The sequence below is a fragment of the Aestuariispira ectoiniformans genome, from assembly GCF_025136295.1.
In the GTDB taxonomy this organism is placed as follows: Bacteria; Pseudomonadota; Alphaproteobacteria; order UBA8366; family Aestuariispiraceae; genus Aestuariispira_A; species Aestuariispira_A ectoiniformans.
This window is the reverse complement of record NZ_CP062788.1, coordinates 2706696-2722243: the sequence shown is the minus strand read 5'-3', so window position 1 is coordinate 2722243 and position 15548 is coordinate 2706696. Positions and strand designations below refer to the sequence as shown.

The 15548-nt window shown below is 54.4% G+C and carries 15 protein-coding genes and 2 tRNA genes; all 17 read right to left on the bottom strand.

From position 1 onward, the window contains the following. Nucleotides 1–27 precede the first annotated feature (27 nt). A complete protein-coding gene (gene nuoL, locus IF205_RS12705) occupies nt 28–1977 on the bottom strand; it encodes an NADH-quinone oxidoreductase subunit L (protein WP_259779733.1) in 1950 nt (649 codons plus the stop codon). 8 nt (nt 1978–1985) lie between these two features. Then, the gene (gene nuoK, locus IF205_RS12700) at nt 1986–2294 is read right to left on the bottom strand and encodes an NADH-quinone oxidoreductase subunit NuoK (RefSeq protein WP_259779732.1); all 309 of its coding nucleotides are present in this window, start codon (nt 2292–2294) and stop codon (nt 1986–1988) included. A 2-nt stretch (nt 2295–2296) separates the two neighbouring features. Next, nucleotides 2297–2914, bottom strand: a complete 618-nt coding sequence (locus IF205_RS12695; protein WP_259779731.1) for an NADH-quinone oxidoreductase subunit J — start codon at nt 2912–2914, stop codon at nt 2297–2299. Nucleotides 2915–2931: 17 nt separating this feature from the next. Next, nucleotides 2932–3420, bottom strand: coding sequence for an NADH-quinone oxidoreductase subunit NuoI (gene nuoI, locus IF205_RS12690; RefSeq protein ID WP_259779730.1), 489 nt, complete (start codon nt 3418–3420; stop codon nt 2932–2934). A 59-nt stretch (nt 3421–3479) separates the two neighbouring features. Further along, the gene (gene nuoH / locus IF205_RS12685) at nt 3480–4505 is read right to left on the bottom strand and encodes an NADH-quinone oxidoreductase subunit NuoH (RefSeq protein WP_259779729.1); all 1026 of its coding nucleotides are present in this window, start codon (nt 4503–4505) and stop codon (nt 3480–3482) included. Between the two features lies 1 nt (nt 4506). Further along, nucleotides 4507–6573, bottom strand: coding sequence for an NADH-quinone oxidoreductase subunit NuoG (nuoG, locus tag IF205_RS12680; protein WP_259779728.1), 2067 nt, complete (start codon nt 6571–6573; stop codon nt 4507–4509). Nucleotides 6574–6590: 17 nt separating this feature from the next. Continuing rightward, nucleotides 6591–7868 carry an NADH-quinone oxidoreductase subunit NuoF gene (gene nuoF / locus IF205_RS12675; RefSeq protein ID WP_259779727.1) on the bottom strand — a complete coding sequence of 426 codons (1278 nt, stop codon included), beginning with the start codon at nt 7866–7868 and terminating at the stop codon, nt 6591–6593. Nucleotides 7869–7871: 3 nt separating this feature from the next. Next, nucleotides 7872–8486: an NADH-quinone oxidoreductase subunit NuoE gene (nuoE, locus tag IF205_RS12670; protein WP_259779726.1), complete on the bottom strand. Its 615-nt coding sequence runs from the start codon at nt 8484–8486 to the stop codon at nt 7872–7874. Then, a complete protein-coding gene (locus tag IF205_RS12665; protein WP_259779725.1) occupies nt 8483–9682 on the bottom strand; it encodes an NADH-quinone oxidoreductase subunit D in 1200 nt (399 codons plus the stop codon). Before IF205_RS12665 ends, nuoE begins: the two co-directional genes overlap by 4 nt. 2 nt (nt 9683–9684) lie before the next feature. Next, on the bottom strand, nt 9685–10332 hold the full coding sequence (locus IF205_RS12660; protein WP_375542689.1) for an NADH-quinone oxidoreductase subunit C: 648 nt from the start codon (nt 10330–10332) through the stop codon (nt 9685–9687). A 17-nt stretch (nt 10333–10349) separates the two neighbouring features. Beyond that, on the bottom strand, nt 10350–10895 hold the full coding sequence (locus IF205_RS12655) for a NuoB/complex I 20 kDa subunit family protein (protein ID WP_259779723.1): 546 nt from the start codon (nt 10893–10895) through the stop codon (nt 10350–10352). Next, complete coding sequence (locus tag IF205_RS12650) at nt 10886–11251, bottom strand: NADH-quinone oxidoreductase subunit A (RefSeq protein ID WP_259779722.1); 366 nt, start codon at nt 11249–11251, stop codon at nt 10886–10888. Before IF205_RS12650 ends, IF205_RS12655 begins: the two co-directional genes overlap by 10 nt. A 376-nt stretch (nt 11252–11627) precedes the next feature. Next, a tRNA-Asp gene (locus tag IF205_RS12645) sits at nt 11628–11704 on the bottom strand. Nucleotides 11705–11968: 264 nt separating this feature from the next. After that, a tRNA-Asp gene (locus tag IF205_RS12640) sits at nt 11969–12045 on the bottom strand. A 150-nt stretch (nt 12046–12195) separates the two neighbouring features. Further along, nucleotides 12196–13500, bottom strand: coding sequence for a TRAP transporter large permease (locus IF205_RS12635; protein WP_259779721.1), 1305 nt, complete (start codon nt 13498–13500; stop codon nt 12196–12198). Between the two features lie 2 nt (nt 13501–13502). Continuing rightward, entirely contained in the window at nt 13503–13982 is a 480-nt protein-coding gene (locus IF205_RS12630) for a TRAP transporter small permease (protein ID WP_259779720.1), read from the bottom strand. A 189-nt stretch (nt 13983–14171) separates the two neighbouring features. Continuing rightward, complete coding sequence (locus tag IF205_RS12625) at nt 14172–15218, bottom strand: TRAP transporter substrate-binding protein (protein ID WP_259779719.1); 1047 nt, start codon at nt 15216–15218, stop codon at nt 14172–14174. Nucleotides 15219–15548 lie beyond the last annotated feature (330 nt).

The following is a 15548-nucleotide window of genomic DNA, read 5'->3' as shown; positions in this document are numbered from 1 at the left end:
ATTCCCGTTTTCCTATTCTTCTATGGCCTAAAGCCAACCCGAGATCATGTACCAAGAGACGAAGACCACGACACCGATCAACATCGCAAAGGCATAGTGATAGACGTAACCGGACTGCAGCAGGCTCGCCAGTTTCGAGCCGTCGCGGGTCCGTGCAGCCACACCATCCGGACCGAAATAGTCGATGGTGCCCTTATCGCCCCGTTTCCAGAAAATGCGGCCAATGCAGAACGCAGGCTTCACAAACAGCACGTCGTAAAGTTCGTCGAAATACCATTTGTTCAGCAGGAACGCATAGAGGCCGCTGAAGGTCCGAGCCACCTTACCTGGCAGTTCAGGTTTGGCGACATACATGTACCAGCTAAGCGCCAGACCGGTAATCCCCATGACGAACGGCGACAGTTTCACCCAGAGCGGTACATGATGCGCATGTTCCAGCGACATATGATGCTCGAGGTTCAGGACTGCACCAGCCCAGAAGGATTCCTGACCTTCGCCAACAAACACGCCATAGGCCAGACCACCGGACAGGATCGCACCAGCGACCAGAATCCACAGCGGGCCAGTCATCACGAAAGGTGATTCATGGACATGCGCCAGGGTTTTCTCGTCGCAACGCGGCTTGCCGTGGAAGGTCATGAACAGCAGACGACCGGAGTAGAAAGCGGTCATGAAGGCTGCGATGACACCCAGCCAGAAGGCATAGCCACCCGCGGCACTATGTGCGGCATAAGCGGACTCCAGGATGATGTCCTTGGAATAGAAACCGGCAAAACCGATGTTCAGACCCGGGATACCGAAGCCGGCCAGGGCCAACGACCCGATCCACATCATCGCATAGGTCACCGGAATCAACTTCCAAAGACCACCCATCTTGCGCATGTCCTGTTCGTCGGACATTGCGTGAATGACAGAACCGGCACCAAGGAACAACAACGCCTTGAAGAAGGCGTGCGTCATCAGGTGGAACATTGCGGCCTGATAAGCGGACACACCCGCTGCGAAGAACATGTAACCGAGCTGGGAACAGGTCGAATATGCAATGACACGTTTGATGTCATTCTGCGTCAGACCAATTGTGGCCGCGAAGAATGCAGTCGATGCCCCCACGACGGTCACAACGGTCAGGGCCACATCGGAATATTCAAAGATCGGCGACAGACGGCAGACCATGAATACGCCGGCGGTCACCATGGTCGCAGCGTGGATCAACGCGGAAACCGGCGTCGGGCCCTCCATTGCATCCGGCAACCAGGTATGCAGGCCCAGCTGCGCGGACTTACCCATGGCACCCATAAACAACAGCAAGCAGGCGATCGTGATGGCATTGAAGTCCGTTCCGAGGAAGGAGAACTGCGCATCTGCCAGCCCCGGAATAGCTGCGAAGATATCGTCATACAGGACAGACCCCGTCAGAACGAATATGCAGAAAATCCCGAGAGCGAAGCCAAAGTCCCCGACACGGTTGACCAGGAACGCCTTGATCGCGGCAGCGTTTGCAGACGGACGGTCATACCAGAAGCCGATCAACAGATAAGAGGCAACACCAACGCCTTCCCAACCAAAGAACATCTGGACCAGGTTATCACCGGTCACCAGCATCAGCATGGCGAAGGAGAAGAAGCTCAGATAGGACATGAAACGCGGGATCGACTTGTCATGGTGCATATAACCTACGGAATAGATATGCACGACGGTAGACACCGTAGTGACCACGATCAGCATGACTGCCGTCAATGTGTCAATGCGCAATGCCCAGTCGAAGGAAAAGTCACCCGACGACACCCAGTTGAACAAGGTGATGGTATGGGCTTCACCGCTGATACCAACTTTGAAGAAGGTTATCCACGCCAGGATGGCAGCAACCACCATCAAGGCGCAGGTAACAAGTTGTGCCCCTTTATCCCCGATCGTACGACCGAAGAAACCGGCAATGATAGAGCCGAGTAAGGGTAAGAATACGATTGCAGCTTCCATCGGTTTCCTCAGCCCTTCATAGTATGGATGTCGTCGACGGCAATGCTTGCCCGGTTACGATAGTAAACCACCAGGATTGCAAGCCCGATTGCCGCCTCTGCCGCAGCGACTGTCAGGACGAACAGGGCAAATACCTGTCCGACCAAGTCATGCAGGAAGGTCGAGAAGCTGACCAGATTGATGTTCACCGCCAGCAGCATCAACTCTACGGACATCAGAATGATGATGACGTTTTTCCGGTTCAGGAAGATGCCGAAAAGGCCCAACGTGAACAATACGGCGGAAACCGTCAGATAATGTTCAAGACCGATTGCCATGATTAGATGCCCCCTCCGGTCGGAACCTTGACCACTTCAACCTCATCTTTCGCGTTGCGGCTGACCTGATCTGCAATGCGCTGGCGACGGACGCCTTCGCGCTGACGCAGGGTCAACACAATCGCCCCGACCATGGCGAGCAACAGAACAAGCCCGGCTCCCTGGAACAGGTAGAAGTAATGGGTGTAAATCAGGTTCCCCAGTGCTTCGGTATTGTGAACTTGGTTTATGTCAGGCGTCTGCGTTGCGGCCGCACCGGCAAACAGGCCCGGTTCAAACTGCCATGCGCCAAAGGCGATGATCAGTTCTGCCAGCAAGGCGACTCCGACAGCCAGCCCGATCGGGACATAGCGCACGAAACCGCGGCGCATTTCCTTGATGTTGATGTCCAGCATCATCACCACAAACAGGAACAGAACCGCGACCGCCCCGACATAGACGATAATCAAGATCATCGCGATGAACTCTGCGCCCTGCAGCAGGAACAAACCCGCAGCATTGAAAAAGGCCAGGATCAGGAACAGAACCGAATGAACCGGGTTCCGCGCGGTAATCACCATAACCCCGCAGGCAATGGCGACCGCCGCAAAGACATAGAAGACTAAGGCTTGAACAATCATTATTCCCTCTCCGACCCTTAGCGGTACGGTGCGTCGAGTTCGATATTCTTAGCGATCTCGTTTTCCCAACGTTCGCCATTCGCGAGGAGCTTTTCCTTGTTGTAGTAAAGCTCTTCACGGGTTTCGGTCGCGAATTCGAAGTTCGGACCTTCGACCACGGCATCCACCGGACATGCCTCCTGGCAATAGCCACAATAGATACATTTCGTCATGTCGATGTCGTATCGCGTGGTGCGGCGACTGCCGTCTTCACGCGGTTCCGCTTCAATGGTAATCGCCTGCGCGGGGCAGATAGCCTCGCAAAGTTTACAGGCGATGCAACGCTCTTCCCCGTTCGCATAGCGGCGCAATGCATGCTCGCCACGGAAACGCGGGCTCAGCGGTCCCTTTTCATACGGATAGTTGATGGTGTGCTTCGGCCGGAACATGGACTTCAAAGTCAGTGCCATGCCCTGCAGAAGTTCCGCCAGCAAAAAAGAGCGGGCGGTGCGATCCAAGCTAGCCATCTATCCTCTCCAAAGCCGTACTTTGTTTAACTCTTTAACTCGTTGTCCTGATCCGGCCATCATTTCGGCAACAGATCAAAAGCGACCAATACACCCGCGGTGATTACTACCCAGGCCAGCGACAGCGGAAGGAAGACCTTCCAGCCCAGCCGCATCAACTGGTCATAGCGATAACGCGGGAATGTGGCGCGTACCCAAAGGAAGCAGAACAGAACAAACGCAATCTTCAACGCAAACCAGATAATCCCGGGGATCATGTTGAACGGTGCGATATCCACCGGCGGCAACCAGCCACCAAGGAACAACACAACGGTCATACCGCTCATCAGGATCATGTTTGCGTATTCACCCAGGAAGAACAGGGCGAAGGCCATTGCGGAATATTCGACGTTGTAACCGGACACCAGTTCCGCTTCCGCTTCCGGAAGGTCGAACGGTGCACGGTTTGTCTCTGCCAGTGCCGACACGAAGAAAACCACGAACATCGGCAGCAGGGGAATGAAGAACCAGAGACCGCGCTGTGCCTCGATAACATCGCTGAGGTTCAGCGATCCAACGCAGAGCAGAACGCTCACGATCACAAAACCGATGGAAACCTCGTAAGAGACCATCTGTGCTGCGGAACGAAGTGCGCCCAGGAACGCGTATTTCGAGTTGGACGCCCAACCGGCGACGACAATGCCGTAGACCCCAAACGAGGAGATCGCGAACAGATACAGGATACCGACGTTGATATCCGCCAGCACCAGTCCCTCATCAAAGGGAATAACAGCCCATGCGATCAGCGCCAGGATGAAGGTCAGCATTGGTGCGATCACGAACAAGGCCCGGTTTGAACCTGAGGGAACGATGGTCTCTTTCAGGAAAAGCTTCAAACCATCGGCCAGCGGCTGCAGCAAACCGAAAGGACCAACAACGTTCGGCCCCTTACGAAGCTGCATCCAGCCAATGACCTTACGTTCGGCCAGCGTCAGATAGGCCACGGCCAGCAGGATCGGCACGGTAATGACCAGGCAGTAGATCAGGATCTCGACCAGCGGCCAAGCATAATCCGTCCACCAGGCACCGCTAAAAAGTGTCGCCATTTCAGCCATTTGTTCCCGTTACCTCCTTCGCGTTCAGAAGGATTTCCTCTGTACATTGAGCCATCGTTTTCGACGCCCGGCTAATTGCACAAGTCATGTAGAAGTTTTCGACCGGGCTCTGGAAAGCATCCGCTTTCACCGCACCATCCACACCGAAATCACCCCATTCGGCAGTCGGTGCCGCGTCGATTTCCGCCAGATGCGGGAACTCGCCCCGCAGCTTGATGCGGAGATCCGTCAGGTTGTCGTAAGGCAGGGTTTTGCCAAGACGCTCGGACAGGGCCCGCAGGATCGTCCAGTCTTCACGGCCTTCGCCCGGAGCAAATGCCGCCCGGCGACCGACCTGCACACGACCTTCGGTATTCACATAGGTACCCGACTTCTCGGTATATGCAGCACCCGGAAGGATCACATCCGCGACCTTTGCACCAGCATCGCCATGATGGCCCTGGTAGATTACGAAAGCATCTTTCAATTTGGATGTGTCGATTTCATCTGCGTCGAGCAGGTATACAACCTTGATGTCGCCTTTCTCGGCCCCGTCCAGGATACCGGCGACGTCTTTGCCGCCCTCGCCTGGGAGGAAGCCGATATCAAGCCCGCCAACGCGGCTTGCGGCACGTTGCAGTAGGTTGAAACCGTTCCACCCGTCTTTGATCATCCCGGTTGTGTCGGCAACTTTCTTGGCAGCCGCCAAGACCTGGGCACCGTCTTCGCGTGCAACAGCGCCTGCCCCCACGATAATCATCGGGTTTTCGGCATCTTTCAGCACTTTTGCAAAATCGTGCTTACCTTCTGCAACTTCCTTGAGCGTTTCCGGGCCCGCGCCAAGATATTCATAGTCGTAGGTCAGGCGAAGCGTTTCACCGATCACGCCGACTTTCATCTTGCCGGTGAGCCAACGCTTACGAAGACGGGCGTTCAGGATCGGTGCCTCCCAGCGCGGGTTGGAACCGACAATCAGAACCGCGTCGGCTTCTTCAATACCGGCGATGCTGGTGTTGAAGAGGTAAGAAGCACGGGTCTTGTTATCCAATTTCGCGCCGTCCTGGCGGCAGTCAATATTGCTGCTGCCCAGCGCGCCCATGAGTTCTTTCAGGGCGTACATGGATTCAACATCCACCTGGTCACCGGCAATGGCGGCGACCTCATCGCCCGCCTTGCCGTCCAATGCCCCGGCAACTGCCGCAAAGGCATCATTCCAGCCAGCAGCCTGCAGTTTACCGTCTTCCCCGCGAACATACGGGCGGTCCAACCGCTGGCGACTCAGGCCGTCACAGGCGTAGCGGGTTTTGTCGGAGATCCACTCTTCGTTCACATCTTCGTTGAGACGCGGCAGGACACGCAGAACTTCGTTACCGCGTGCATCGACGCGAATGTTGGAGCCCACGGCATCCAGAACGTCGATTGTCTCAGTCTTGCGCAATTCCCAAGGCCGTGCGTTGAAGGCATACGGCTTGGAGGTCAGTGCGCCAACCGGGCAAAGATCAATCACGTTGGCGGAAAGTTCCGAAGCGATCGCTTTTTCCAGCGTGGAGATTTCAGCGTTTTCACCTCGGTTCAACAGTCCCATATCGGTGACGCCTGCAACCTCGGTCGAGAAACGAACACAGCGTGTGCAGTGAATGCAACGGGTCATGATCGTATTGACCAGCGGACCCATATACTTGTCTTTAACTGCGCGCTTGTTTTCGTGGAAGCGGCTGCCGCCGCGGCCGTAGGCCATGGCCTGGTCCTGAAGGTCACATTCACCACCCTGGTCGCAGATCGGGCAATCCAGGGGGTGGTTGATCAACAGGAACTCCATGACGCCGTTGCGCGCCTTCTTCACCATTTCACTTTCGGTGGAGATTTCCATGCCATCACCAGCCGGCAGAGCGCAGCTTGCCGCCGGCTTCGGCGGTCCAGGCTTCACTTCAACCAGGCACATACGGCAGTTACCGGCAACGGAAAGGCGTTCGTGATAGCAGAAACGGGGCACTTCTACGCCCGCCAGCTCGCAGACCTGCATGACGGTCATGCCGGCTTCGAATTCGACTTCCTGGCCGTTTACTTTACACGTCGGCATTGTCAGTCCTCTTTCCCTTAAGCCGCGTTTTTGCGGGCTTCAAGAATGCGCCGCTCCAATTCAGGACGGAAATGACGGATCAGGCCCTGGATCGGCCATGCAGCCGCATCACCCAACGCGCAGATCGTATGCCCTTCCACCTGTTTGGTAACTTCCCAGAGCATGTCGATTTCCTCGACATTGGCCTGGCCTTTCACCAAACGCTCCATAACACGCCACATCCAGCCCGTGCCTTCCCGACAGGGCGTGCACTGGCCACAGCTTTCATGTTTGTAGAAATAGCTGAGACGCGCGATGGCCGCGACAATGTCCGTGGACTTATCCATGACAATCACAGCGGCGGTGCCAAGGCCCGACCCATGCTCTTTCAGACCGTCATAGTCCATGATCGCTTCATCACAGAGGTTCTTCGGCATCACTGGCACCGACGAACCACCAGGAATTACTGCAAGCAGGTTGTCCCAACCGCCACGAACGCCGCCGCAATGTTTTTCCAACAGCTCTTTCATGGAGATCGACATGGATTCTTCCACATTGCAGGGCTTGTTTACATGCCCCGATATGCAGAACAGCTTGGTACCGTGGTTGTTTTCGCGGCCAAAGCCCTTGAACCAGCTTGCGCCGCGTTTGACGATCGCCGGTACGGAGGCAATCGATTCAACATTGTTCACCGTCGTCGGGCAACCATACAGGCCAGCCATGGCCGGGAACGGCGGCTTCAGACGAGGCTGGCCTTTTTTGCCTTCCAGGCTTTCGATCAATGCGGTTTCCTCACCGCAGATGTAAGCCCCTGCCCCACGATGGACGTAAAGGTCAAAGTCATATCCGGATTTGCAGGCATTCTTACCAATCAGGCCCGCTTCATAGGCTTCGGCAACTGCTGCCTCCAACACCTGGGCTTCGCGCACGAACTCGCCACGGATATAGATGTAGCAAGCCTCAGCACCCATCGCCACGGACGCCAGGAGGCATCCTTCGATCAGGATATGCGGGTCATTACGGATAATCTCGCGGTCCTTACAGGTACCCGGCTCCGATTCGTCCGCGTTCACAACCAGGTAAGACGGACGACCGTCGCTTTGCTTGGGCATGAACGACCATTTCAAACCGGTCGGAAAGCCTGCACCACCACGGCCACGCAAGCCGGATTCCTTAACTTCCTCGACCAGCCATTCACGGCCTTTTTCGATATAGGTCTTGGTATCGGACCAGGCGCCACGCTTCATCGCGTCTTTCAAATTCCACGGATAATATCCGTAAAGATTTGTGTACATACGATCCTTATCTTGCAGCATGGTTTACTCCCCTGCTCCGGCACGCTGCGGGAAATCACCTTCCTGCAACGTAATCGGCCCACCTTCCGGCTCCGAACAATGGCGACCGTTCTGCGGCCCCGGTGTCACATCTTCGCCCTTGGCCAATTTGTCGAGAATTTCGACCATGATTTCCGGCGTCAGATCTTCAAAGAAATCGTCATTGATCTGAACCATCGGCGCGTTACAGCAAGCACCCAAGCATTCAACTTCGGTCAAGGTGAATTTCTTGTCCGCAGTCGTCTCACCATTTTCGATGTCGAGATGCTTTTCAATGGCCGCCCGCAGGTCCTTGGCCCCACGCAGCATGCACGGCGTCGTGCCACAAAGCTGCAGGTGGTACTCGCCAACCGGCTCCAGGTTGATCATTGTGAAGAAGGTGGCAACTTCCAGTACACGAATACGCGGCATGCTCAACATGCGCGAAATGGTGTCAATCGCCGCATCGGTGACATAGTGACCGTTTGCGTGGTTTTGCCGTTGTGCCTGGTCGAGCATAGCCAGAACTGCGCTCTGCTCGCGGCCTTCGGGATATTTGGCAATGGCCCTTTCGACCTCTGCCAGATATTCCCCTTCGAATTCAAATGTCTCTACTGTCATCGGTCGATCTCACCAAACACGACGTCGAACGCCCCCAAAATCGCCACGGAGTCTGCCAGCATATGGCCGCGGCAGAAGTGATCCATGGATTGCAGATGGGCAAAGCCCGGCGCCCGGATTTTACAGCGATACGGTTTGTTGGTTCCGTCAGACACCAAATAAACCCCGAACTCACCTTTCGGTGCCTCGACTGCGGTATAGGTTTCACCAGCCGGAACATGGAAGCCTTCGGTATAAAGCTTGAAGTGATGGATCAATGCTTCCATCGACTGCTTCATGTCACCGCGACGCGGCGGGCTGACTTTGCTGTCCGTGCTGAGAACCGGTCCTTCGGGCATTTCAGCCAGGCACTGTTTGATAATGCGCAGGCTCTGGCGCATTTCTTCCACACGGACCAGGTAACGCGCATAGCAGTCACCCGTCTTACCGACCGGAATGTCAAAGTCCATGCGATCATAAACGTCGTAAGGCTGAGCTTTACGAAGGTCCCAGGCAATCCCGGAACCGCGCAGAACCGGACCGGTGCATCCCCAGGCAAGGGCATCTTCCTGAGAAATAATTCCAATATCAACCGAACGCTGCTTGAAGATACGGTTGTCCGTGAGGAGCGTTTCCATATCCGCAAGGAATTTCGGGAAGGCATCGGCCCATTCCAGGATTTTCTCGGCCATGTCAGCCGGCATATCCTGATGAACCCCGCCAACGCGGAAGAAGGCTGCGTGCAAACGAGCACCGCAAACGCCTTCATAAAACTCCATCAGCTTTTCGCGTTCTTCAAACGCCCAAAGCATCGGGGTCATTGCCCCAATATCAAGGGCGTATGCAGGAACGTTCAACAGGTGATTCAGGATACGGTTAATCTCAGCCCAGAGAACGCGCATATACTGACCACGTTCCGGAACTTCGACCCCCAGCAGCTTTTCCGTGGCCAGGCAGAAGGCATGCTCCTGCGCCATCGGCGCCACATAGTCCAGGCGATCGAAATAGGGGATCGCCTGCATATAGGTCTTATATTCAATGAGCTTTTCGGTACCGCGATGGAGGAGACCGATATGCGGGTCCAGACGCTCCACGACCTCGCCGTCCATTTCCATGACCATACGCAACACACCGTGCGCTGCAGGGTGCTGCGGACCAAAGTTCATGGTCAGCGGTTTGATTGTCGGATCTTCTGGTTTCAGTGCGGGTTCGGCCATGATTACTTGCCCTCTCCCTCTTGGTTTTGTGCTTCGGCTTTTTCATCGCCGGGAAGCTGAGGCGTCATGCCTTCCCACGGGCTCAGGAAATCAAAGTTGCGGAATTCCTGGGTCAGCTTGACCGGTTCGTAGACAACGCGGCTTTGCTCGTCGTCGTAACGCACCTCGACATAGCCGGTAAGCGGGAAATCTTTGCGCTGCGGGTGCCCTTCAAAACCATAGTCGGTCAGAATACGGCGCAGATCGGGATGTTCGCTGAAGAACACACCATACATGTCCCATGCTTCACGCTCGAACCAGTTCGCCGACGGCCAGACACCGGCAACGGACGGAACAGCGGTATCTTCATCGGTGTTCACCTTGAGGCGCAAACGCAAGTTTTGCTTCAAACTCAAAAGGTTATAGACCACCTCGAAACGTTTTTCACGTTCCGGATAGTCAACACCGCAGATATCAACACACATTTTAAAGAGACAGTTGGCGTCATCGCGGACAAACTGCGCAATTTTCTGGATTGAACGCAAACCAACAACAACAACCAGTTCGCCATTAATCAATTCGTGGCTTTTGATATCATCGGGAAACTTACCCGCGATATAGTTGCCCAAATCGACCAACGCTTGGGATTTATCATCCATTGTCCTGAGAATCCTCTCCAGTCGCGCAATTATCGGGCGATTGTACCCGTTCGCCTAATTTTCTTCTGGAGCTGCAGCACCCCATAGACCAGCGCCTCAGCCGTCGGCGGGCAACCCGGTACATAGATGTCCACCGGAACAACCCGGTCACAGCCACGAACAACCGAATAGGAATAGTGATAGTAACCACCACCATTCGCGCAGGACCCCATCGAGATCACCCAACGCGGCTCGGCCATCTGGTCGTAAACCTTGCGAAGTGCCGGTGCCATCTTGTTCGTCAGCGTTCCCGCGACAATCATCACGTCGGACTGACGAGGAGACGCGCGCACCACAACACCAAACCGGTCAAGGTCATAACGCGGCATGTAGGCATGAATCATCTCAACGGCACAACAAGCCAGACCGAAAGTCATCGGCCACATGGAACCTGTACGCGCCCAGTTGACCAGCTTGTCCACATTCGCAACGACGAAACCTTTGTCCTGAAGCTCCTGGTTAACAGCTTTCAGAACAGCATTCTGCGCGTCACCGGGAGGCAGCGGCGCACCGGCGTCCTGTTTAATCACTCCCATTCCAGCGCCCCTTTCTTCCACTCATAGGCAAATCCAATAGTCAGGATCCCCAGGAAAATGATCATCGACCAGAAACCGAACAGCCCGATATTCCCGAGGCTGACAGCCCATGGGAACAGAAAGGCCACTTCGAGGTCGAAGATGATAAACAGCAGGGTGACAAGATAAAAACGAACGTCGAAACGGGTCCGGGCATCATCGAATGCTTCAAAACCACATTCGTAAGCAGAAAGCTTTTCCGGGTCCGGCTTCTGCCGGGCAACGATCATGCTGCCGAACACAAGTACGGCGGACAGCACAACCGCCAATCCCAAAAACACTAGAATCGGCAAATACTCGCGTAAGAGCTCTTCCATATAACGCTCCCCTCAGCACAACCCGCAACTTGGCAAAGGCAAGTCAGCAGGCAGGCTGGATTTACAATAAAAACAGGCCGGCACCAGAAGTACCGATCTACCCGTCTTCGCCCATGATCCATTATTCAAACGTTTCTTAACAAAAGCGGGGCTGCCTGACCAGACGCCGCACTGCAAAAAAATGACGCAGCCTGAACAAAAAAGCCGCTCCGCTGATGCGGCGGCACTATAGAAACATTACCCGGAAAAGCAAAGGGATAAGTTTAGCTGTGGAGGATATAAAAACGCTAAGATTGCGCATAAAAAAAGAGGCGCAGCATACCCAGCAGCTCAACGCTACCATCATGCCTCGCCCAAGGATTTTGAACAGAAGAAGTGGCGGGAGTGACGGGACTTGAACCCGCGGCCTCTGGCGTGACAGGCCAGCGCTCTAACCAACTGAGCTACACCCCCTCAGGTGTCGTCACCGCGTTGCGTTTTCATTACGTGCTCCGTGGCGACGGGCGGATATTTACGGCCCCAGCCCGCTACTGTCAAGCAAGTCCCTGCGAATTATTTCATTTTTTTTATAAAATGACGGTTTTCACATGTTTATCAGTAGATTAGCAGCATTTTAGCGGTGAAATTCCAGATGATAAAAAGCGGACAGCCTGACAATGCATAAAACACACAAGGGCCGGTCAACTGAATGACCGGCCCTTGTGTGTTGCCATAAGATGGCGGGAGTGACGGGACTTGAACCCGCGGCCTCTGGCGTGACAGGCCAGCGCTCTAACCAACTGAGCTACACCCCCTCAGGTGCCGCCGCCGCGTTGCGTTTTCGTTACGCGCTCCGTGGCGACGGGCGGATATTTACGGCTCCAGGCCGGTACTGTCAAGCAAGTAAAACACGCATTCCTTAATATTTTTTCAGGCCGACAAAAAGCCTATGTTTTTTGCGAATTTCAGAACGCTGTGATGCTTGGCAACCAAAGCACCAGACCAGGAATCAGGATCAAAATCGCCAGGCGTATTATATCTGCGATCAGAAATGGTACGACTCCCTTCGCAACGGTCTCCAGGCGCATGTTGCCGGCCACCCCTTGGATAATGAACAGGTTCATTCCCACCGGCGGCGTGATCAGTCCCAGTTCTGCGACTGTAACCAACAACACGCCAAACCAGATCGGATCCAACCCCAACGCAGAGATCAACGGAAACACAAATGGCACCGTAAGGAGAATCATTGATAGCGCGTCCATAAAGCAACCGAGAATGATATAAAACACCATCAACAACAGCAGGACCGTTATCGGGCTCAACCCCGCCTCCCCTACGGCACTGATAAGCAACTGCGGCAAATTCGTGGTTTCGATAAAATAGTTGAAGACGGCCGCACCGATGAGAATCAGGAAGATCATCCCCGTCATCTGTGCAGTTTCACGCATGCATTCCCAGAATACGGATTTCGTAATCGCCTTCCGCGCCACAGCCATAACAATTGCGCCGAATGCACCGACAGCCGCAGCTTCGGTTGGAGAGAACAACCCAATGTAGATGCCGCCAATCACCAACGCGAAGAGACCGACGACCGCACGGATTTCCCGTAAGGTTTCAAATCGCTCCGACCAGGAGTACTTACGCGCAGCCGGACCCAGTTCCGGATTTCTACGAACCTGAACTGCCACGGCCCCCATATATAACAGCGTCGCCAGAAGGCCCGGGATCAGAGCCGCCGCGAACAACCGACCAATGGATTGTTCAGTCAACAGACCATAGATCACCAGAAGAATGCTGGGGGGGATCAAAACGCCTAACGTACCGCCCGCAGCAATGGCTGCCGAAGACAGGCTGTCATCATATCCATGACGTCTCATTTCCGGGAGCGTTACACGGCACATCGTTGCGGCTGTCGCAAGGCTGGACCCACAGATCGCGCCAAAGCCGGCGCAAGCCCCGATGCTGGCCATTGCCAGCCCTCCCTTGAAATGTCCGACAAAGGCGTTCACGCCACGAAACAGGCTACTTGAGAGCCCTGCATGCGATGCGAACACCCCCATCATCAAAAACAAAGGCACAACGGATAATGTGTAGGGGAAAACCGATTCGAATGGAGCTGCCCCCATAACAAAAGCCACAGAGTCGAATCCGTTGATGATCCCGAACCCGATGGCGCCAACCAGCCCCATCGCAATTGCCACGGGAACGCGGACCAATATTAAAAGCAGGGCGATTATAAATCCCAGGATGCCAATTGTTGACGCTTCCATGTCTATTCTCCCTGCACAATTCGGCTTGGATCAACGCGATGCGACGATACTCTAAAAACAGTCAACAACTGATGGATTCCCGTCAGCAATGTGGCAACGATAGACGAAGCTGCGCCGGCCAACAGAACCACCCAGAACCAAAGCATCGGAATCTCCAATGTTGACGACGAGTCGCCAAATTCGATCTGCATCTGTGCCTGCGCCCATCCGTAATACAGAACCGCTGTCATGAAAGCGGCGGAACAGAAAGCCGCTATTCCTTTGAAGAAGCTCTCTCGCCGTGCCCCCAGACGCGCGGTCAGCAGGTCGACACACACATGGGCATCAGCCATGAAGGCGAAAGGTATCGACATGAATACCGCGCCCATCACAAAAAGCTGCACCAGATCGACGACTCCGGGAACCGCCAGTCCGATCGGCGTATCCAGAAACCAATTGCTCATTCGCGTAATGGCGCGCAGGGCCACATCAGCAACGGTCACGAGCATTGCTATTGATAGAGAAACAACGCCCAGATAGGCGCACCAACGTGACAGTAAATGAAATAATTTTACGATTCGCCCCATCACCACTTACCTCACCCAGGCAGTCATGCTGCCTTTATCATTATTAAACCCGTCCAATTGAGGGCCATTGCGGCCCCCAATCGTCAGGCTTTGTTTCAGCTTCGGTTAGCCTTCGTATTCGGCAACTTTGTCTTTCATCGCCTTATAGATTTCGCGAGCGTTATCAACGCCGTCGTCTTCCAGTTTGGACAACCATTCATCAATGACCGGCTCCGCCGCTTTTTCCCATTTGGCCTGTTCCTGTTTGTCCAGAACCGTAATCGGATCTCCTTTGGCCACAGCAAGGTCTTTGCCAAGCTTGTCCCATCGGTTCCACCAGCCACCGAATTTACCGATCAGGTTGTCACCCGAAATATCGTCAATAGCCTTCCGGACATCCGCAGGCAGGCTATTGTATTTCCGCTCATTCATGGCAAACCAGAAGGACACGGTATAAACACCGCCCACGTCAGTGTGATAGTTCATGACTTCCGACAGTTTGAAACTGTTAATCGGGTCCCATGGGAGCAGCGATCCGTCGATGACGCCCTTCTGCACACTCTCATACACTTTCCCCGGCGGAAGCCCTTGCGGGGTAGCACCCCATTCTTCCAGCAACGCCTTGATCGGGCCACTAGGGAAGCGGATACGCAAACCTTTCAAATCGTCCATTGTTTGAATGGGCTTGCTGCCAGTGTGAAGCAGACCGCCATTATGGGCGTGCAACGCGAGCATTTTCACGCCTGGATATTCGTCTTTCAGGTATTGCGGATAGAGCGCCCACAGGGTGCGGCTTGCTGCATCCGCGCTGCTCGACATGAAGGGCAATTCGATGATCGAGGTTTTCTTGAAGCGGCCATTCGGGACACCACGCAGTCCATGCGCGATATCCACAACGCCACTGCGAACCTCATCATAAAGCTTGGCGATATTACCTAGCTGTGTACCACCAGGATAGATCGTAACCTTGACCTTGCCATTGGTGCGCTTTTCCAATTCACGGGCCCAGGGCTCCATGAAGTCCTCGTGCATACCATTTGCTGTCGGCAGGTAATGCGCCATCTTCAATTCAATGACGTCACCTGCAGCATTAGCCGCATGGCCGTTAAACGCCGCAACCAGCGCAAGTGCCATGCCTCCGATCAGGGAATTTCGCCCGAGATATCCCATCATAACTCTCCTCCCATGTTCTCATCTCCCACAACAAGTAACCAAGTGTGGCAGTCAACTGATACCCCAGCCTCCAATTCCTGTCCAGATTGTTTCATTTGATACTTTTTGAATGATCTTTGTCATTTGAACGTTAAAACAGGACAAATCACAATCTAACCGAGATCGTTTCAGAAGAAACATACACCCTTGACTTCATTTCAATTGAAACTATTAACTTAAAGAAGGGAGTGATGGGACACTCTGGATCGCCCACTATCGCAAACCAAGATTTACGCGAAGTGCGTTGCAGATCGACAAACCACAATCAAACGCTCAGATATTAAAGAGCGA

Bases quoted from the DNA above. Each gene is read 5' to 3' on its own strand.
- IF205_RS12695 (WP_259779731.1), bottom strand. From the start codon at position 2,914: ATGATTGTTCAAGCCTTAGTCTTCTATGTCTTTGCGGCGGTCGCCATT.
- nuoF (WP_259779727.1), bottom strand. From the start codon at position 7,868: ATGCTGCAAGATAAGGATCGTATGTACACAAATCTTTACGGATATTAT.
- nuoL (WP_259779733.1), bottom strand. From the start codon at position 1,977: ATGGAAGCTGCAATCGTATTCTTACCCTTACTCGGCTCTATCATTGCC.
- IF205_RS12650 (WP_259779722.1), bottom strand. From the start codon at position 11,251: ATGGAAGAGCTCTTACGCGAGTATTTGCCGATTCTAGTGTTTTTGGGA.
- nuoE (WP_259779726.1), bottom strand. From the start codon at position 8,486: ATGACAGTAGAGACATTTGAATTCGAAGGGGAATATCTGGCAGAGGTC.
- nuoI (WP_259779730.1), bottom strand. From the start codon at position 3,420: ATGGCTAGCTTGGATCGCACCGCCCGCTCTTTTTTGCTGGCGGAACTT.
- nuoH (WP_259779729.1), bottom strand. From the start codon at position 4,505: ATGGCGACACTTTTTAGCGGTGCCTGGTGGACGGATTATGCTTGGCCG.
- IF205_RS12665 (WP_259779725.1), bottom strand. From the start codon at position 9,682: ATGGCCGAACCCGCACTGAAACCAGAAGATCCGACAATCAAACCGCTG.
- IF205_RS12635 (WP_259779721.1), bottom strand. From the start codon at position 13,500: ATGGAAGCGTCAACAATTGGCATCCTGGGATTTATAATCGCCCTGCTT.
- IF205_RS12655 (WP_259779723.1), bottom strand. From the start codon at position 10,895: ATGGGAGTGATTAAACAGGACGCCGGTGCGCCGCTGCCTCCCGGTGAC.
- nuoK (WP_259779732.1), bottom strand. From the start codon at position 2,294: ATGGCAATCGGTCTTGAACATTATCTGACGGTTTCCGCCGTATTGTTC.
- nuoG (WP_259779728.1), bottom strand. From the start codon at position 6,573: ATGCCGACGTGTAAAGTAAACGGCCAGGAAGTCGAATTCGAAGCCGGC.
- IF205_RS12625 (WP_259779719.1), bottom strand. From the start codon at position 15,218: ATGATGGGATATCTCGGGCGAAATTCCCTGATCGGAGGCATGGCACTT.